At 39.9% G+C, this 17,607-nt stretch carries 11 protein-coding genes and 1 tRNA gene; 6 read left to right on the top strand and 6 right to left on the bottom strand.

Annotated elements, in window-relative coordinates; genetic code table 11:
- Window positions 1–31: 31 nt before the first annotated feature.
- Both H5114_RS17125 and H5114_RS17130 read right to left on the bottom strand, forming a co-directional pair.
- Entirely contained in the window at window positions 32–541 is a 510-nt protein-coding gene (locus tag H5114_RS17125; RefSeq protein WP_124015191.1) for a peptidylprolyl isomerase, read from the bottom strand.
- A 94-nt stretch (window positions 542–635) separates the two neighbouring features.
- Window positions 636–1,988 carry a M20 family metallopeptidase gene (locus H5114_RS17130; protein ID WP_182723583.1) on the bottom strand — a complete coding sequence of 451 codons (1,353 nt, stop codon included), beginning with the start codon at window positions 1,986–1,988 and terminating at the stop codon, window positions 636–638.
- Window positions 1,989–2,140: 152 nt separating this feature from the next.
- Between H5114_RS17130 and H5114_RS17135 the strand changes: the two genes are divergently transcribed.
- Both H5114_RS17135 and H5114_RS17140 read left to right on the top strand, forming a co-directional pair.
- Complete coding sequence (locus H5114_RS17135) at window positions 2,141–2,659, top strand: GNAT family N-acetyltransferase (RefSeq protein ID WP_182723584.1); 519 nt, start codon at window positions 2,141–2,143, stop codon at window positions 2,657–2,659.
- Between the two features lie 655 nt (window positions 2,660–3,314).
- Window positions 3,315–5,216 (top strand): EAL domain-containing protein, encoded by a 1,902-nt coding sequence (locus H5114_RS17140; protein ID WP_182723585.1) that lies wholly within the window; start codon window positions 3,315–3,317, stop codon window positions 5,214–5,216.
- A gap of 81 nt (window positions 5,217–5,297) precedes the next feature.
- On the opposite strand, the gene H5114_RS17145 is transcribed toward H5114_RS17140, so the two are convergent.
- The 3 genes from H5114_RS17145 to H5114_RS17155 all read right to left on the bottom strand — a co-directional run bounded on the left by H5114_RS17145 (window position 5,298) and on the right by H5114_RS17155 (window position 9,648).
- Window positions 5,298–6,509: a hybrid-cluster NAD(P)-dependent oxidoreductase gene (locus tag H5114_RS17145; RefSeq protein WP_182723586.1), complete on the bottom strand. Its 1,212-nt coding sequence runs from the start codon at window positions 6,507–6,509 to the stop codon at window positions 5,298–5,300.
- A gap of 113 nt (window positions 6,510–6,622) precedes the next feature.
- The gene (gene hcp / locus H5114_RS17150) at window positions 6,623–8,281 is read right to left on the bottom strand and encodes a hydroxylamine reductase (protein WP_182723587.1); all 1,659 of its coding nucleotides are present in this window, start codon (window positions 8,279–8,281) and stop codon (window positions 6,623–6,625) included.
- A gap of 380 nt (window positions 8,282–8,661) precedes the next feature.
- Window positions 8,662–9,648, bottom strand: a complete 987-nt coding sequence (locus H5114_RS17155; protein ID WP_182723588.1) for a DUF4382 domain-containing protein — start codon at window positions 9,646–9,648, stop codon at window positions 8,662–8,664.
- A gap of 281 nt (window positions 9,649–9,929) precedes the next feature.
- Between H5114_RS17155 and H5114_RS17160 the strand changes: the two genes are divergently transcribed.
- Window positions 9,930–10,598 (top strand): DUF3157 family protein, encoded by a 669-nt coding sequence (locus H5114_RS17160; RefSeq protein ID WP_182723589.1) that lies wholly within the window; start codon window positions 9,930–9,932, stop codon window positions 10,596–10,598.
- A gap of 145 nt (window positions 10,599–10,743) precedes the next feature.
- On the opposite strand, the gene H5114_RS17165 is transcribed toward H5114_RS17160, so the two are convergent.
- Entirely contained in the window at window positions 10,744–11,004 is a 261-nt protein-coding gene (locus H5114_RS17165; RefSeq protein WP_124015199.1) for a DUF5062 family protein, read from the bottom strand.
- Window positions 11,005–11,330: 326 nt separating this feature from the next.
- Here H5114_RS17165 and H5114_RS17170 point away from each other — a divergent pair, with 326 nt between their 5' ends.
- From H5114_RS17170 to H5114_RS17180, 3 genes are all read left to right on the top strand, one after another.
- Window positions 11,331–13,481, top strand: coding sequence for a M3 family metallopeptidase (locus H5114_RS17170; RefSeq protein ID WP_182723590.1), 2,151 nt, complete (start codon window positions 11,331–11,333; stop codon window positions 13,479–13,481).
- 198 nt (window positions 13,482–13,679) lie between these two features.
- Window positions 13,680–13,769 (top strand) — tRNA-Ser (locus H5114_RS17175).
- A 428-nt stretch (window positions 13,770–14,197) separates the two neighbouring features.
- Window positions 14,198–17,410 (top strand): putative Ig domain-containing protein, encoded by a 3,213-nt coding sequence (locus tag H5114_RS17180; RefSeq protein WP_182723591.1) that lies wholly within the window; start codon window positions 14,198–14,200, stop codon window positions 17,408–17,410.
- The last annotated feature ends 197 nt before the right edge of the window (window positions 17,411–17,607 follow it).

A 17,607-nucleotide genomic window follows, 5' to 3' on the forward strand; every position in this document is an offset into this window, starting at 1 on the left:
TCACTGAATCAAAACTCTTAAATCAACAATCTCAAGCCACAGTTTTTTCGTCAATAATAGTCACTTTCTCAACAATAATAGGTTCACGCGGCACATCTTCATGGCCAGCCATGGTGGTAGTTTTCACCCGCTCCATTTGCTGAATAACATCCATCCCCGCTGTGACTTTAGCAAATACAGCATAACCCCAGCCAGCATTAGTCATGGCTGCATGGTCGAGAAAATCATTGTCGGCAACATTAATGAAGAACTGCCCAGTAGCAGAATGTGGTGCATCTGTTCGCGCCATCGCTAATGTGCCGATCACGTTTTTCAAGCCTTTATTGGCTTCATTGGCAATCGGGTCACGAGTGGGTTTTTCTTTCATTTTGGCAGTTAAGCCACCACCTTGCACCATAAAGCCTTTAATCACTCGATGAAATATCGTTCCTTCATAAAAGCCGTCTTGGCAATATTTTAAAAAGTTCTTTGATGAAACTGGCGCGCGTTCCATTTCCAGTTCTACGGTAAAATCGCCAAGATTAGTTGTAAAAACAATCATATACTGCCCACGGGGTTAAAAATGAGAATAGCCGCCATTATAGCTGCTATTCCACTTATCGCTAAAGGAAATCCTATCGCTGAACACTTGGCATTTATTGCGCTGGCTGATTAAATAAATCCATCGCTGTGCGCGTCATCGCTCTTACACCAGTGCGAATCGTTAACGGATAATCTGGTGCAAACTGACTCGAATGCAAAGACGGTAAGGTATCGCCAGACTCAAGGCTCGCTTGATACAGGCTAGGGTCGACCCCGCCAAGCCAAAATAAGGTAATAGGACGTTTCTCTGGCGTGAGTCCATATAAACCAAAATCTTCGCCAGCCATTACTGGCGGTGCTACCAGCACATTATCACGACCTAACTCGGCTTCAATACTGGCTTTAACCTTAGCGGCTAATGAGGGATCGTTATACGTTGAAGGGATAGTTTCATCATCATGCACATACACCACAGGCATAAGGTCATCAGGCAAACCTGCACTTATTGCGATACCCGAAGTAATCCGTTTAATCGCCGCTATTTGCTGTTCACGAACCTTAGGATTGTAAGAGCGTAATGTCAGTTGCAGCTTGACCTCATCGGAAATAATATTGTGCTTTGATCCACCATGGATCGAGCCAACAGTTACCACATTAGGCTCTAATGGTGACACTTCGCGGCTAACAATGGTTTGCAGTGCAAGTACGGTGCGCGCAGCAATAACAACCGGATCTATGGTTGCGTGCGGATAAGCGCCATGGCCGCCTTTCCCCTTAATGGTAATATCAACCGAATCAACATTCGCCAAGGCATAACCGCTTACGGTGCCGACTTTTCCTGCTGGAATTGATGCACTAACATGTAAACCAATAATACTATCTGGTGTTGGGAATTGATCAAATAACCCCTGTTTAAGCATGGCTTTTGCACCACCACCGACCTCCTCTGCTGGTTGAGCCACCATCATTAACGTACCTTGCCAATCGGCTTTGTGAAGCATCAATTGTTGTGCAGTGCCAATTAAACTGGTCATGTGAATGTCATGGCCACAACCATGCATAATCCCCACGGTATTATTACTGGCATCTACTGTGGTCACGGTCGAGGCATATTGTTTGCCCGTTTGTTCAATAATAGGTAAGCCATCGATGTCAGCGCGGATCATCACCACTGGCCCATTACCATTTTTAACAATGCCAACCACACCATAACCACCAAAATTTGACGTCACTTCAAAACCGAGTTGTTTAAGCTCTTGCGCCATACGTTGACTAGTGGCTTTTTCTTGATATGACAATTCAGGGTGTTGATGCAAATGTAAATAAAGCTGCTCAAGTTTAGGCAAAGCTTTAGTGACAGATTGATCAAGTTCACTTGCAGCTGCTGTCAATGACAGTGACAGTGACAGTGACGCAGCTGAAATCGCTAACGCTAATAATGGGTAAACAACACGAAGGCAGGCCATATTATTCTTAATTGTCGGAAATTGAATATGTTAACCTACCACAAGCTTAGGCCACTTTGTAATGGGTTTTAATTTCCTGGCACTCGCTTAAAAGATTAACTCATTGTGGTCATACAGAGGATAAGCAGGGAAACCAATCAAAAGGAAAAATAATGAAAGTCATTACTGAAACGCCAAGGTTAATTATTCGCGAATTTACTATTGAAGACGCTCCTGCAGTATTGCACTTTAATACCCCTGAGCAGGTTAATCGTTACACTGGCGATGCGGGAGTGTGCACAAGGTTGCAAGATGCAGAAAACATCATTCGTGATATTTGGTTAGTTGAATATCAACAGTACGGTTTTGGTCGTTGGGCTGTGGTCCTTAAAGATAGCAATACTGTTATTGGGTTTTGCGGTTTTAAAAATGAAATCCGCATCAATGCCATTGATATTGGCTACCGCTTACATCCAGATTATTGGGGGATAGGTTTAGCCACTGAAGCTAATAAGGCTTGTATTGAATACGCAAACAAACATATGAATTTAGACATTGTTTATGCCGATGTAGCCGATGCCAACAGCGGTTCAATTAATGTTGCGACTAAACTAGGAATGACCTACCACTCCCAATACCAAGATGGCGAGTTGACCTTCAATCGTTATGTGATGTCATTTAACAACAGCTAACCACCTCTGATCCCAAGTTCAGGTTAAGTACTCAATTTAACAAAAGCTCTAACCGCACATTGCTTGCCTGCTTTGCCAATAAAGCAGGCTTTATGATCCAAGCTGACTATTAGCCAAGCTCATGTTTCACTATCAAGTCCAGCTTATAAAAAAAGCAAATTTGATTATAAAATAAGCGCTTGTAAGCAAAGAGATAAAAGTCATTTTTGAATGATTTTTTTATACACTAAATTAAACACTATCAATGCCAAGCTAATCCATATAACCAGACCAGCTGCGCTCGAACTCGCGACAAAAACATTAATAACCAACATAGTGATAGTATTTATGTTAGCTTGTTATTGTACATTGTAAGGGATCGATGCGAGATTCATGGATGAAAGAGTAGCTACGGCAGTTAGCCCGTTATGTAGCATCACAATGGACTCTTTAGAAATTACCCAACCAGTATTTCCCTTCATTCAAGACCTCACACTATCTCGTTGCACTTTACACAAACTTTTAAGCATTTGATTTTAAAATAATTTGTAACGATTCACTATTTTAAATGTTAATAATCTCGAATTCGCCAATGTTACAGAGTGGCGACCTGTTGACGTATCTCGTTACGTACAAACAGTATGTTTTTTGAGTAACAATAAAATAAGAAGTCATAATGTTGTTGAAAAATAACACCATTTCAATACCGCCAGAAATGCTAACGTCTTGGCAAACGGCTGTCGACCTCATCGCCAAGGTCGCTAAAGTGCCAGCATCATTAATCATGAAACTTCATGCTAATGAAGTGGAAGTCTGTGTCGCCAACAATAACACCGATAACCCATATACACCCGGGATGAAGGGCAAGCTAGGCCATGGCTTATATTGTGAATCAGTGATTAAACAGCAAACTGAATTACACGTTGAGAATGCATTAAACGACCCCCTTTGGAGCCAAAATCCAGATCTTGCCCATGGGATGATTTCTTATTACGGCTTACCACTCAATTGGCCCAACGGCGAGACCTTTGGCACCATTTGCGTATCAGACAAAAAAGCAAAAGGCTACTCCGCCGACATCATCATGCTATTGGAGTGTTTTCGTAAAAATGTTGAAAGTAATCTAGAAATACTTGATCAAAAGGAAAAACTGGTACAAGCCAACTTACTATTAGAAACTCGTATTGCGCAGCGGACTTTTGAATTAGAGAAGCTTAACAATGAATTAATGCAGGAAATCGACTCACGAGTTGCAGCGGAAAAACTATTAGATATTCAACAACGTTTTGATATCGTTACTGGCTTGCCTAAATTCAATCAGCTCGAAACCATGTTTAACCAACTGACGACAAAAAATGAATTTACCTGTATTTCAGTAATCCATTTCAGCATCACCAACTTAAAAGTCGTTCAAGACGGTTTAGGTTATGACATCAGTGAAAAAGTGCGAAGTATAGTGGCGCAAAAGCTACAACGCTTTATGACGAATAACACCTATCTTGCCATTGTCAGTGAGACGACCTTCTGTATCGTTATCACCACAAAAAAACGGCTGTTCGCGGATAAAATAGCGAATTTTTGCTGTCGATTATGTCAGCACTTTGGCCAAGAAATTTATGTCGAAGACTTGTCATTATCCGTTACCACCGCAATGGGAGTCGCATTTTATCCTAACGATGGTAGCCGATTTATGGACCTATCCAGAAAATCCAGTGCGGCTCTGTCTCATTGTGAAACAGGTAATAGTAATAGCTATAAGTTCTTTAACCAAAAAATGGAATCTGAACTGTCTAGTCGCATACAAATGGAATCATTACTAAGAGGCGCACTTAAACGCGATGAGTTGTCGTTACATTACCAACCGTTTGTATGCACACAAAGCAAAAATGTTGTCGGTGCTGAAGTGCTGATAAGATGGCATAACCCAACGTTAGGCCAAGTTTCACCAACTGAATTTATTGAAATTGCAGAACATTCAGGACAGATCATTGAACTAGGTTATTTTGTATTAAGAAGTGCGTTGAAACAATTAGCTTATTGGAGAGAACTCTATAATCAAGATTTTTATCTGGCGATCAATATGTCACCCATACAGCTAAAAGACAGCTACCTGGTCGACAAGATTGTTAACTTGCTTGAGTTATACAAAATACCTGGCCATTTACTTGAAATTGAGCTGACCGAGAATGCGTTAATCCACGATACAGTATGTGCCCAAGATGTATTGAGCAAGTTAAATCAGCACGGGATCCGTTTATCGTTAGATGATTTTGGTACTGGCTATTCGTCACTCAGTTACTTACAACATTATCCGTTTAATTCGGTTAAAATTGATCGCAGTTTTATTCGCAATCTTGATACCTCAGAACAGAGCCGACAGTTAGTCAGCACCATTATTGCCATGGCAAATAACTTACAGTTATCATTGGTTGCAGAAGGCGTTGAAAATCAATTTCAAGCCGACTTTGTGGCGACACAAGGCGCCAACATCTGGCAGGGTTATTATTTGGGTAAACCAGTAGATGCTGATGATTTTGCCCAACAATACTTAATCACCTCGATCACCTCACAAGATTAGTCGTAACCAAGAGTAGACTCGTAGCATTAAATGTTTACAGGCTAAGTGTTGAAGCTACAAATAGGGAGATATTTACCCTAATCACATTTGTAAGCGCACATTCGAGGTTATTTTAGTTGAACAGGCCAACACAAACCCCGCGGAAATTTCGTCTGGCGTTAACGCCATTTGACTAGACGATACTGTGGTGCCCGAAACAACCTGGCATTTACACGCACCGCATACGCCAGAACGACATGCGGCAATTATCGGTATCTTTGCTGACTCGATACCATCAAGTAGGCTTTGATCGCCGCTTAACGGCACCTGTTTGTCACCTATACTCAACATAAACTGCTCGGTTGATGGATTACTTTCTAATGCAGCTTTCAACCCCATGGCACTACTGGCACCAAAACTTTCTTGATTGAATTGACTCATATCAAATTCGGCAGCTTCAAGCATTAATTTTACTGCCGCCATGTAGGGTTCAGGTCCGCACACAAATACGGTACGCTGTTGATAATCTGGCACTAACTTAACTAAGGTTGCTAAACTTAAACGACCACTTTCACAACTTGTAGAGGCATATTTATCAGTCAAATGTTGCTGATTATCATCAGACTCAAGTACATAATTAAGATTAAAATGTTGGCTACGAGATGCCATCGTCGCTATTGAATTGGCAAACATAATGTCATCGACCGTCTTGGCACTGTGTACAAAGGCAATATCGCTATCGGTGTTGGTATCGCAAAGCCAGCGCGACATAGAATGCATTGGCGTCACACCGCAACCGGCGCTTAAAAATAAGTATTTATCGGCCTCAATGTCGACCAAGTTAAATATCCCATCTGGGCCAGTCACTGTCACTTCATCACCTACGTTGAGCGACTCAGTTAAGTAATTAGACACCACGCCACCAGCGATTTTTTTAATCGTCACCACTAATGAAAATGGTCGTGAAGGTGACGATGAAATAGTGTAACTGCGATAAACCTTGTCGCCATTAATATCTAACTTAAAGGTAATAAACTGCCCCGGTTTAAAACTAAATTTAACCGGTGTAAGGCCCTGAAAGCGAAAGCTGACCACATCGTGGGTTTCATGCCATTTTTCAACACAGCAAAGCTGTACCTCGCCTCGTTGCCAGTTATCGGCAGCCAAAAGTGCTTTCGGACTAACCTGTGCTGTAGATTCAAGCGTTGGCGTGGTCTTGATAACGGGGGCCTCGTTCACAGGTGTAACAGATTTAGCTGCTTGGGCACAAAGCGCTTGTGAAAATGAAAAACCAACTGAGGGAGTACTACTCATTTAGATACCTTTAACGCAGTAAAAAACACAGATAGCGATATGAAAATCTCAAATCGTTTTAGTCGTAATCGTGCAAACAAGCCTGGCTTAGATGCACGATTGTTATGACAGGATTACGCTACCTTGATCATCGCTTTTAAGTCTGATTCAACATCGGTAGTGGTACGTAAACCAAATTGTTGCTCAAGGATGTTGGCTAAGTTTTCAGTTAAGAACCCTGGTGCACTTGGGCCTGTACGAATGTTTTTCACCCCTAGAGATAGCAAGGTTAACAACACTACAATCGCTTTTTGCTCAAACCACGACAACACAATGCTTAACGGTAAGTCATTAAGGTCACATTCAAAAATTTCCTTTAACGCTAACGCTAACTGAATCGCCGAATAAGCATCATTACACTGGCCAATATCTAACAAGCGTGGCACACCGTTAATGTCGCCAAACTCCAGTTTATTGAATTTGTACTTACCACAACCTAAGGTCAAAATAATTGAATCATCAGGCACAGACTTAGCTAAGTCTGTAAAGTAATTGCGCTCTAATTTGTCACCATCACAACCACCAATTAAGAAAAAGTGCTTAATAGAACCATTCTTAACGTTTTCAACCACTGTTGGTGCTGCAGCCATTAATGCATTGCGAGCAAAACCGATAGTGATAATGTGAGGGATTTCATCATAGATAAAGCCTTCAAGCGCGAGTGCTTTGTTAATCACTTCGCTAAAGTCATCACCTTCAACATGGGTCACACCAGGCCAACCGACAATACTGCGAGTATAAATACGGTCAGAGTATTCACCCACTGTAGGGTCGATAATGCAGTTTGAGGTCATCACAACTGCGCCAGGGAAAGTGGCGAATTCTTTTTGCTGATTCTGCCAAGCACCGCCGTAGTTACCGACTAAATGCGAGTATTTTTTAAATGCTGGGTAAGCCAAAGCGGGTAACATCTCACCGTGAGTAAAGACATTAATGCCCTTGCCTTCGGTTTGCTCAAGAATAAGCTCTAAATCTTTCATGTCGTGGCCAGACACTAAAATTGCCTTGCCTTTAACAGATTTGGTATTTACTTGCGTTGGCTCTGGGTGGCCAAATGAGGTGGTTTCGCCCAAATCTAACATCGCCATAATGCGATAGTTTAATTGGCCAATTTGCATTGCTGTAGCAAATAATTTGTCAGCATCAATAGAGTCTTCGCCTAAAAATGCCATGATATTATGGAACTCAGCAGCCACATCAACGTCAGTTTGATCTAATACGCGAGCGTGCTCCATATAAGCAGCCGCACCTTTTAAACCGTATAAACATAATAAACGTAAGCCAAGAATATCTTCATGCACGTCACCACGATTAGGCAGTGCCACGGGTGCTTGGGCTAACATTTCAGGCTTTGAAGCGCCGAGCAATAACTCGCCTTGGGCGCTGACCATTTCTGGCTCTACGCCCTTGCCTTTACAGGCAGCCATATAAGCCGCTTTTAATTGGTCACGATAGGTTTGAGCCTGATAGGCATAATCAATTAAACGGTCATCATCAAAGTTGACGTTAGTCAGTGTGGCAAAAAAGGCTTTAGGGACAAACACATCAATGTCGCTGTCTACAATGCCAAACTCACGGGCTTTAACTGCGTAAGCCGACACGCCTTGCAGCATATAAATTAATAAATCTTGAATATCAGACGTCGACGCTAACTTGCCGCACATACCTTGCGAGTAACTACAGCCATTGCCTTCCGGTGTTCTAATGGTTTGCTCACATTGCACACAAAACATAACTCTACTCCTTAAATATTATTCATGTATAAATTTTACATGTTAAGGATGAGTTTACGCTTTACCCTGTAAATCAACAGCCGTTTTTGGCACTAATGTCAGCTTTTATGAGCTACATCACCTTCAGCAATCGCTAATATTAGCGATTTGTTATTGGGTCATTTCGATGGGGATAACTGAGGTATGACGCGCAAAAATTATTATCGTTCGCAACATAATGAGCATAAATATCGGAAAATAACCTAGCTAGAGTCAGTAAGACATACAAGCAATGATGTCTTACTGATTGTTAGTTGATTGACCAAATCAAATGGGTAAAAAGTCTTGTTAAAAAATATAACGCATTAATAAAATGATAGAAAGTTCAACTAGCCTCAGCACTAGCCACCATGCCCTTGATGATGGCCACCATTGCCGTTGCCGCACTCATGTATCGTTTGTTGTCCGCCGAGAGGGCCAGATTCAATGGTGATAGCGCCTGCATCTTCATACATAGCAAAAGGCCCTGCGCTAATGTCATCAATGATTGGATCATCTAAATGACCTAAACAACTATAACCAACGCGGTAATTGCCTACAGGCAAATAGCCCATTGCAAAATACCAATCTCCATCCGCAGTTTGTAACAATCGGCTCACCGATAACGGAGCCGTTAGCCCTGCTGGATGTGTTGTGCCCATATCGGCCATTTGATCAACAGAGGTGACACTTTCAGGATATAAATAGGCTAAATGATAAAACTCCCCACCAACAGGAGTGACAGCAGCATAGTCAGTTTCACAATTGGCAATCCATTGCGGATCAACCTCGCCAATTAAATGTCCCATTTGACTATTATCCACTGACCACATTGCACTATGACTTAGTTGGTATTGTTCCTGCTCCCTTAATAAACCCCGATATAAGTTAATTTCCAACGTCATTACACGTTGTTGGTTAGCAATAATCTCAACATCATCTATTGGTAAATAACCATTTTCAACTTGCAAACTATGACGACCTTGACCATCTTCAACATAACAACCTTGATTGCCATCACCCTGATCAATTGTCACGTGAACATTATGATATTGGCCAACAGGTAGATCGATATTATCAATGGCAAGATGCCGGTTCATGCCTTGATAATCGAGTAAATTAAACTCCCTATGTTGCAAACTATAACGGTGAATTTCACCCGCTGCGTCTGTCATAACAAGTTCATTCATCACTAATCCTAACCGAGACACTCCAGCCATAGGCGCATCAGACACCCCTAAAGAAAACTGCCCTAAAGGGATAACCTCATCGGTTGTGCTATCGCTGCCACCACAAGCGCTTAGTAATAAAACCGTAGATAACATTAATACTGAATAATAAGTTTTCATCACACGTCCTCTATGTATTCGAAACCCAACCAGTGTTGCGCACAAAGAGGTACCTAAATTTGATCAACATCAACAAACTGCGTTTAAAACAGTATGTTTTTTAACCTTAAACTCACCATCTACAGTGGACTTACGCATAACCTAACCTAGCCACAGCGAGAAAACCATACTTAACATGCGCGGATATAATATGGATCTACAATCTTACTTTATTTCCAATTCGACGATAAAAGTACGTAGAATGAACCAAAGTAGTAACGACTTTCAATCAGGACGAATAGATGAAAACCAAACTTAATGCGATCGCATCAGCCCTATTTTTATTCCTTGCTCCAGCAGCAATGGCCGCCGATGTCGCGGTGATCACCTTAGAAAATGGCGCCAATGTTCGCCTAAAAGACGATTTCACTTGGGAATACATCATTACTGAAACCGTAACCCAAGCAGAGCTCGCCGCTAAAGCAGGCATCACAGAGCAAACAAGCATAGCACCCCCCGCTACAATTGCACCAGCAGCCCCTGTTGCAGCGCCAAAGGTAACCATTCCCACTGCGCCAGCAGTTGATACTCAGATATCAACTACCCGTTTAACAGCAGCGGCGTTAGCACAGCCAGAATTATTAGCGAGTACGGCTAAAGATGGCATTAAAATCACCCTTGCAGACACAAAATGGAAAGGCGATAAACTCGGCTTAGTGTTCGATTTTGACAGCACCAGCAACGAACATGTCACGGTTGTTGAAGTTGAAGTGAGTTTTTACAATGACATGGGTGAGTTGCTTAAAACAGAAAAGCTTGAAGCCTGGGAAGCGATATTCCGTATGCCAGAAACTTACCTGCGTAAAGGCCAGCATCGTCAAAGTGATGCAATTTGGGTAGAAGGTATTAATAAGCAGCAATGGCAAAAACAGTTGATAAGCTTAAAAATTGTTGAAATTGAATCACGCTAGGTCAATAGCTAAACACTAAAGTATCTACGAAATATAACAGTCTGGATTAGAGTCATTACCAGCAATATAACCTTAACATCAATAAAAAAGCCCAAATGAAATAGCATTTCATTTGGGCTTAATTTTATGGTGCCTGTTACTAACGTTAGTTTAATAACTCATGCTCTTTAGGCAGCTGCTTACTAATCCACAATATCAATTTATGTTTGCGATTCGGGCCATCATCTTTATCTTCGGCCAAGGGCTGAATTAAATTGTCTTGCACTAATAATCGATAAATACACTCGATTTTATCTTTTGGTGAAATGCCTTTGCCAAAATCATCAAAACCACGCTTTTGCGCATATCCCATGCCAATCTCCATCGCGAGCTTGAGCAGTTTTGTATCGTGTTTACCTGCTTTCATCTATCACCCTCATCGTGCTACTTATTGCTATTAAGCTACGCGAATATAGCCAAATTAGCACTACAATTGCGCTCGATTTGCAGCAAAATCTAACAAATATCACTATTGGCAACTTTAGTTACAATAATTAATCTTAGTTAATCCCTTTAACCTTTGCGGCAAGGCACAGGCTTGGTATTGTATTAAGTTATACCAACTGATGAGCAACCGCTTATTTTTGAGTTTGGTACGATTTCATTACGTTTTTATTGTCACTATTCAGCCACGCAACACATTTTGAATAGGCATACAAACACCTAAAAGGGCCAAGACCCAAGGATATTACAATGCGTAAAACACTTATTACCACTGCAGTTAGTGCTGCATTGATGCTCAGCGCGTGTTCAGAGCAATCAGCAAACACCTCAGCGGCAGCCGAAACAGTAGAAGCATCAACCATGACCCAAGCACCAGCAACTGCTGAAAACGTTCTGTTAACACCAAGCCCTTTACAATACATGGCTCCTCAGTTCGACAAGATAACCACCAGCGAATACTTACCAGCATTTGAGCAAGGCATAAAAGAACATAATGCTGAACTCGCAGCAATTACTAATAACAGTGAAGCGGCCACATTCGACAATACCATTGTTGCACTTGAAAAAACCGGTGCGATTTTAGATCGCACACAACGGGTATTTTTCAATCTGTCAGGGCTCATTTCAGATGACAACTTCACCAGTATTGAAGAACAAATAGTACCGAAACTAACGGCACATCAAGACAATATCTATCTTGATGATAAGTTATTTGCTCGCATTCAAGCGGTTTATAAAAACAAAGCAACATTAACTGGTGAAGACTTACGTTTAGTTGAAGTGTATTACGACCGTTTTGTCCGTGCCGGCGCTAAACTGTCTAATGCAGACAAAACTAAAATGCGTGAATTAAACGGTGAATTGGCTAAATTTGAAACCAGTTTCTCGCAAAACGTATTGAAATCATTTAAAGATGACGTCATCGTCGTTACAGACAAAGCCATGCTAGATGGCTTATCAGACAGTGACATCGCTTCATTGGCCGCTGCCGCAAAAGATGCTGGCAAAACGGGCTACATGATCACCTTAGTCAACACCACCACTCAGCCGCTATTGTCTAGCCTGAAAAACCGCGATTTACGTAAACAGCTATGGGAAACTTCAGCTTATCGCGCCATGGACACTAACGCGCCATTAAACATTAAAATTGCTCAACTGCGCGCACAAAAAGCTGAACTACTCGGCTACCCAACATGGGCTGCTTATTCTCTTGGCGACCAAATGGCCAAAACCCCAGAAGCCGTTTACGAAATTCTCGACGATTTAGCCCCTAAAGCACTGGTTAAAGCAAAAGTGGAAGCCGCTGATATTCAAGCTGAAATCGTTAAAGACGGTAAAGACTTCAAACTTGAACCATGGGACTGGGCTTACTATGCTGAAAAAGTTCGTAAAGCCAAATATGACCTAGATGACGGCCAAGTTAAGCCATACTTTGAAATGAATACCGTATTAAACGACGGTTTATTCTTTGCAATGAATAAGCTTTACGGCATCACGGTAAAACCTCGTACTGACTTACCTGTGTGGCAAGAAGACGTCACCGCATATGAAATCTTTAATAAAGACGGTAGCTCTATTGGTTTATTCTATTTAGACCCATACGCGCGCCAAGGCAAGCGTGGCGGTGCATGGATGGATGAGTTAGTCAGCCAGTCATTCTTAAAAGGCACTAAGCCTGTTGTCTACAACGCACTGAACATTCCAAAGCCAGCCGACGGTCAACCAACGCTAATGACATTCGACGAAGTGAGCACCATGTTCCATGAATTTGGGCATGCTATTCACGGGTTATTCTCACAAGTTAACTATCCAAGCCTTGCTGGTACGTTAACAGCTCGTGACTTTGTTGAGTTTCCATCACAAGCAAACGAAGACTGGAGTATCGACCCACAAGTGCTAGCCAACTACGCTAAGCACTATAAAACGGGCGAACCTATTCCAGCAGAGCTACTGGCTAAAGTATTAAAGTCGCATACCTTTAACCAAGGTTTCGGCACAGTTGAATACTTAGCAGCAGCCTTACTGGATATGGAATGGCACTCAATTACTTCAGATGCTGAAATCACTGACGTGGCAACCTTTGAAAAACAAGCACTCGCAAAACACGGTTTGGATTACACACCAGTGCCTCCTCGCTATAAAACTACCTACTTTAGCCACAGCTTCGGTGGCGGTTACTCAGCAGGTTACTACGCGTACTTGTGGACTGAAGTTTTTGCCGCTGACGCGTTCTCTTACATGATGGATAACGGTGGATTAACCTTAGAAAATGGCCAAAAATACCGTGACACTATTTTGTCAAAAGGTAACAGCCAAGATCTGATGCAAGACTACATCGACTTTACTGGTAAGAAACCATCAACGGATGCTTTACTAAAGCGTCGTGGTTTAGTTAACTAGGTATTATTGTCGTTACAGCAGCCTCTCTTGTTGGCAATTCGCCAGTAAGAGAGGTCAGTAGCGAAAGCGCGTTAAAGACTAAAAAGGGTAAATATTGTGCAAACGCGAGCCTTTTTGTGTCATTTTGCACATTTGTTGTGCCATCGAACACATCAAGGCTTTACATTTTCGCCAATACCCTTATTATTCACCGCGTTCGGAGGGATGGCAGAGTGGTCGAATGCACCGGTCTTGAAAACCGGCAACGGTTTATCCCGTTCTAGGGTTCAAATCCCTATCCCTCCGCCACATTCAAATAAAAAGGCCCGCTATTTATAGCGGGTCTTTTTATTGGGCGAAAGATAGGACTTTGAGCCCAAGAGCTCCACTTTGTTACAAACAAGCCATTACTCAGCAACCTCAAAAAAACAACCTGATTTGCTGATATCCATTAAATAATATGCCTTTAAGCCAACCATCTTCTCTTAAGTACAAAACAAACCTGCACTCTTTAAGGACCTTATTCAATGTGTTCGGCCGAATATAGCACGTCAAATAGTGTTAAATTTAGGCTTATTAACTAAATAATGACAGTGTTATTTTTAACAAAACACTTTTAACAAAACGGCAACCATTGTACAATTTTGTGGCAACAAGTGGGCTCGAATAGTTGCTGAAATAGATAAAATTTCGGCAAGACCTACACAGGAATAATAATTTAAGTCGAAGGAATCGATATGAGAATTGTTTATTTAATGCTTACCCTTTTGTCTTTTCAAGCTATAGCTCTTGAAGACAAAGATTTTGTAAAAACTTATGACCTCAATAAAAACCACTATTACTTAAGCACTGGATTTAAAAACTATGAACATTTTAATCACTTTTCAGTCAAAGCTGGTACTTTTTTTCAAGCTTGTAATGACAATGGACTACAGCCTTGGGTAATAAAGCATGGTGAGGTCGTACCACAATTGCTATGGGAGGATGGTTCAAAATACATTAACTGTTCATCAATTCAACAGGTAAATAACAATACATATCAGCTAAGTAAAGATGAAGTTTTATTTAATCCTTTTCCAACGAATAATATATTTGTTACGGATGGAACAATCCAAGGAACTCGAATATTCAACGAGTTTGAATTAATAAAAGAAAGCATTGGGACGTTTAAAGATCCTGTTGAAATCCCTCAAAACATATTGAAAATTGGGAATGACAACTACCTTTACTCACTGCCTGATGGTAACTATTTATTCAATATAATAACGAAAAAAAGCCATAAATTTCATAATTTAGAGCGTTTTTACAATCAAAGAGAGTGCTCACTTTGGGGATCTTCGGTAGCTTGCATATTGGAAGGTAAACTTTACATTTCAGATGGAACAGTAAACGGAACAAGGTTAATTTATGAATCTGATGACGAAGACCAATATAACTTTTCTGACACCAACAAACAAGATGAATTTGTTACTCTTACTTTATTAGGGGAACAATCTAAACTCATTAAAATAAATATTGAAACAGGTGAGAAGCATACTTTATACGAGGCGAGTGAGAAATGGTTTTTATCCAAGAAAATCATACATACCAATGACGCTTCATTTTTTGTAGCATTAGCCATAAGCTCACTAAATGAATCAGAACTCACATATAATTTATTCAAATATAATAATCAAACTAAAAAATCAGATTTTATCTATAGAGATAAAGTGGAAAATTATTGGGGCGACTTATCAATATACTATATAAAAGATCAACTATTAATAAAAGGTAATAGCAATCCTCACTCTAACAATCCAGACGATTTCTTTTCATTAAGCAGTGATAATACGTTATCAGAAATAAAATTACCAGCTAATGAAAATCAAGTAGGATACATAAATCAAACAGATAATGAGATTTACTTTTACTGCGCTAATAATGGTGAACATATAAAGGCTTACTCGCCAGAAACAATGACATTTTCGGATACATTTTTTAGTCAAATAAATTATATCTCTCAATCATTTGTCCATGACAACAAATTATTTGTTGATAAAATCTTAAAAGAAGCTAGTTATGGAAATGGATTACATATATTCAACAATATCACTAAAACATTTGACTATGTTTCAAGCGTAGAGAAAGGTACGCGTACAGTTTCAAGTGACATTCGTTTTTCTAGTATGAATAATTCAGATATTTTTGCTTATGGTTGGTTAGATGAAGAAATAAAACCTTTAGAAAAATTAGGTTTTAATGAAAGAAATGGAAACCATGTATTTTTTAAAATGTCGGTTGAAAATGGGGTGGAAGTAATTAACCAAACCTTACCTACCGATTATCCGAAATACGGAAATAACGCTATAACAAATATAGAAAATGATGTCTTTTATTTGTTAAATGGAAAAGTAAACAAGTATGATAACTCAGCTCAATCTTCGAGTGAAGTATTTAATTATGACAGAGATATTACTGGTGGCTGGATAAATAAGTTATTATTCACAGATGAAAATAGATTGTTTGTAGAAGCTAGCGCTAACGAATTAAGAGTTATTGATACACAATCAAGTAAATCTTTCTCAACTAGTGATTTGGGTTTAGAAGCTGATTCGGTGTACCAGTGCGGGCAACTTGTATCCCAGAAGTTTTCATATGATACTGAAACGAAAATGAACTTTCACAAATGGAATGGCAGTCAATATACTCTTAAACAATCAATAGGCCTCCTATCCAGCAGTTATGATGTATATCACTTAGATAATAAAAATGCTAAATTTTATTACCTTAAAGCAATATATAATCAAGATTATGTTCCTAAGCAAACACTTTCAATTTATTCTTTCGATTGCCAAACTGAAAAATCTGAAAAGCTATATTCGCTTGAAGAAGATGAAAATACTCAAGATATACAGTATCTTGATAATAAAATAATATTCTCAAGCTATTTATATGGAGCTAATGGTTACACTTCGAAGTTGCAATCTTTAGATCTTAACACAAAAAACTTGACGATTTTACATGATGACTATTCTCAGTTTAATTCTGCCTCTATGTTTTATACGAATAAGGGCGCGTATCATTTCAAATTAGAGGATGGAAAATTTAGATTTTCTTTGATCTCAAATAATACCAGTACTGAACTGAGTAGTTTGAATATCTCCAATATGTTTATGTCTATTTCACCATTCACGCTTGATAATGACCCAAAGAGCTGGATATTTCTACCCGTTACACTTTTAGATGGACTGCTTCAATTAGCAGTATATATGCCTGAGTATGACCGTTGGCACACAATAAAAATTCCAAACGTTTATAATGAAACAACTTTTATTTCGCAAAGTTTTTATTTGGACGGACATTATTATTTCCCATATGAATCTTACCCATATGGCTACGAAATGTTTACTGTAAATCAAAACTGCTTAGTATCTCAAGTTGTTCACGATGAACAATGTAAAACACCGTACGAAAATAGGCCTCCCATCATGCTAAATATTGATAGCCCAACGTTGGAAGCTAATCAGTATCTTTATATTCCAACCAGAGCATGGGATGAAGACATGGATAAGTTAACATACTCTATTAGCCAAACACCTAGCTGGGTGAAGTTTAACTCTGAAAATGGAGAAATTTATGGTCAAATTCCAGCAGATTTCAATACAAATATAGACAATATCATTGTCACTGTTTCAGATGGCACACAAATAACATCCAGTTTGCCATTTTCTATTAATATCAAAACCGATGATGGGGGAGATGGTAATACTGACACTAACGAAAACGATGGAAGTAATGAGACAGACCTACCAACACCTGATAACTCTGACAAAAGCGGTTCATCTGGCGGTACAATGTTCGTTGAAATGTTATTAATCATTCTTGTACTGCTATCGAGACAAAAAATGTTGGTAAACTATATCAATTATAAAATACGAAGAAATAGGACCAAGCTTAATAGCTTTCGATGAAACAGACCTTTTGAAAGAGCAAGTTAAGAACTGCGCGAAACGGTTAGTCTAGCGATATGGTTATAAACGGGAGAATCTCTCATTGAGATCTCTCCCAATGTTTAATAACAATAAACAGGGCTGTAAAAATTAATGTTCGCTGCTGAATAGACTACTAATTTAACAAGAATTATTTAACTATTTTGATTGAAATTGAT

It is taken from the genome of Shewanella sp. SR43-8, assembly GCF_014163775.1.
GTDB classification, from domain to species: domain Bacteria; phylum Pseudomonadota; class Gammaproteobacteria; order Enterobacterales; family Shewanellaceae; genus Shewanella; species Shewanella vesiculosa.

Coding starts and splice junctions, on each gene's coding strand:
- H5114_RS17165 (WP_124015199.1), bottom strand. CDS start 11,004: ATGAAAGCAGGTAAACACGATACAAAACTGCTCAAGCTCGCGATGGAG.
- H5114_RS17130 (WP_182723583.1), bottom strand. CDS start 1,988: ATGGCCTGCCTTCGTGTTGTTTACCCATTATTAGCGTTAGCGATTTCA.
- H5114_RS17155 (WP_182723588.1), bottom strand. CDS start 9,648: ATGAAAACTTATTATTCAGTATTAATGTTATCTACGGTTTTATTACTA.
- hcp (WP_182723587.1), bottom strand. CDS start 8,281: ATGTTTTGTGTGCAATGTGAGCAAACCATTAGAACACCGGAAGGCAAT.
- H5114_RS17125 (WP_124015191.1), bottom strand. CDS start 541: ATGATTGTTTTTACAACTAATCTTGGCGATTTTACCGTAGAACTGGAA.
- H5114_RS17135 (WP_182723584.1), top strand. CDS start 2,141: ATGAAAGTCATTACTGAAACGCCAAGGTTAATTATTCGCGAATTTACT.
- H5114_RS17160 (WP_182723589.1), top strand. CDS start 9,930: ATGAAAACCAAACTTAATGCGATCGCATCAGCCCTATTTTTATTCCTT.
- H5114_RS17180 (WP_182723591.1), top strand. CDS start 14,198: ATGAGAATTGTTTATTTAATGCTTACCCTTTTGTCTTTTCAAGCTATA.
- H5114_RS17145 (WP_182723586.1), bottom strand. CDS start 6,509: ATGAGTAGTACTCCCTCAGTTGGTTTTTCATTTTCACAAGCGCTTTGT.
- H5114_RS17170 (WP_182723590.1), top strand. CDS start 11,331: ATGCGTAAAACACTTATTACCACTGCAGTTAGTGCTGCATTGATGCTC.
- H5114_RS17140 (WP_182723585.1), top strand. CDS start 3,315: ATGTTGTTGAAAAATAACACCATTTCAATACCGCCAGAAATGCTAACG.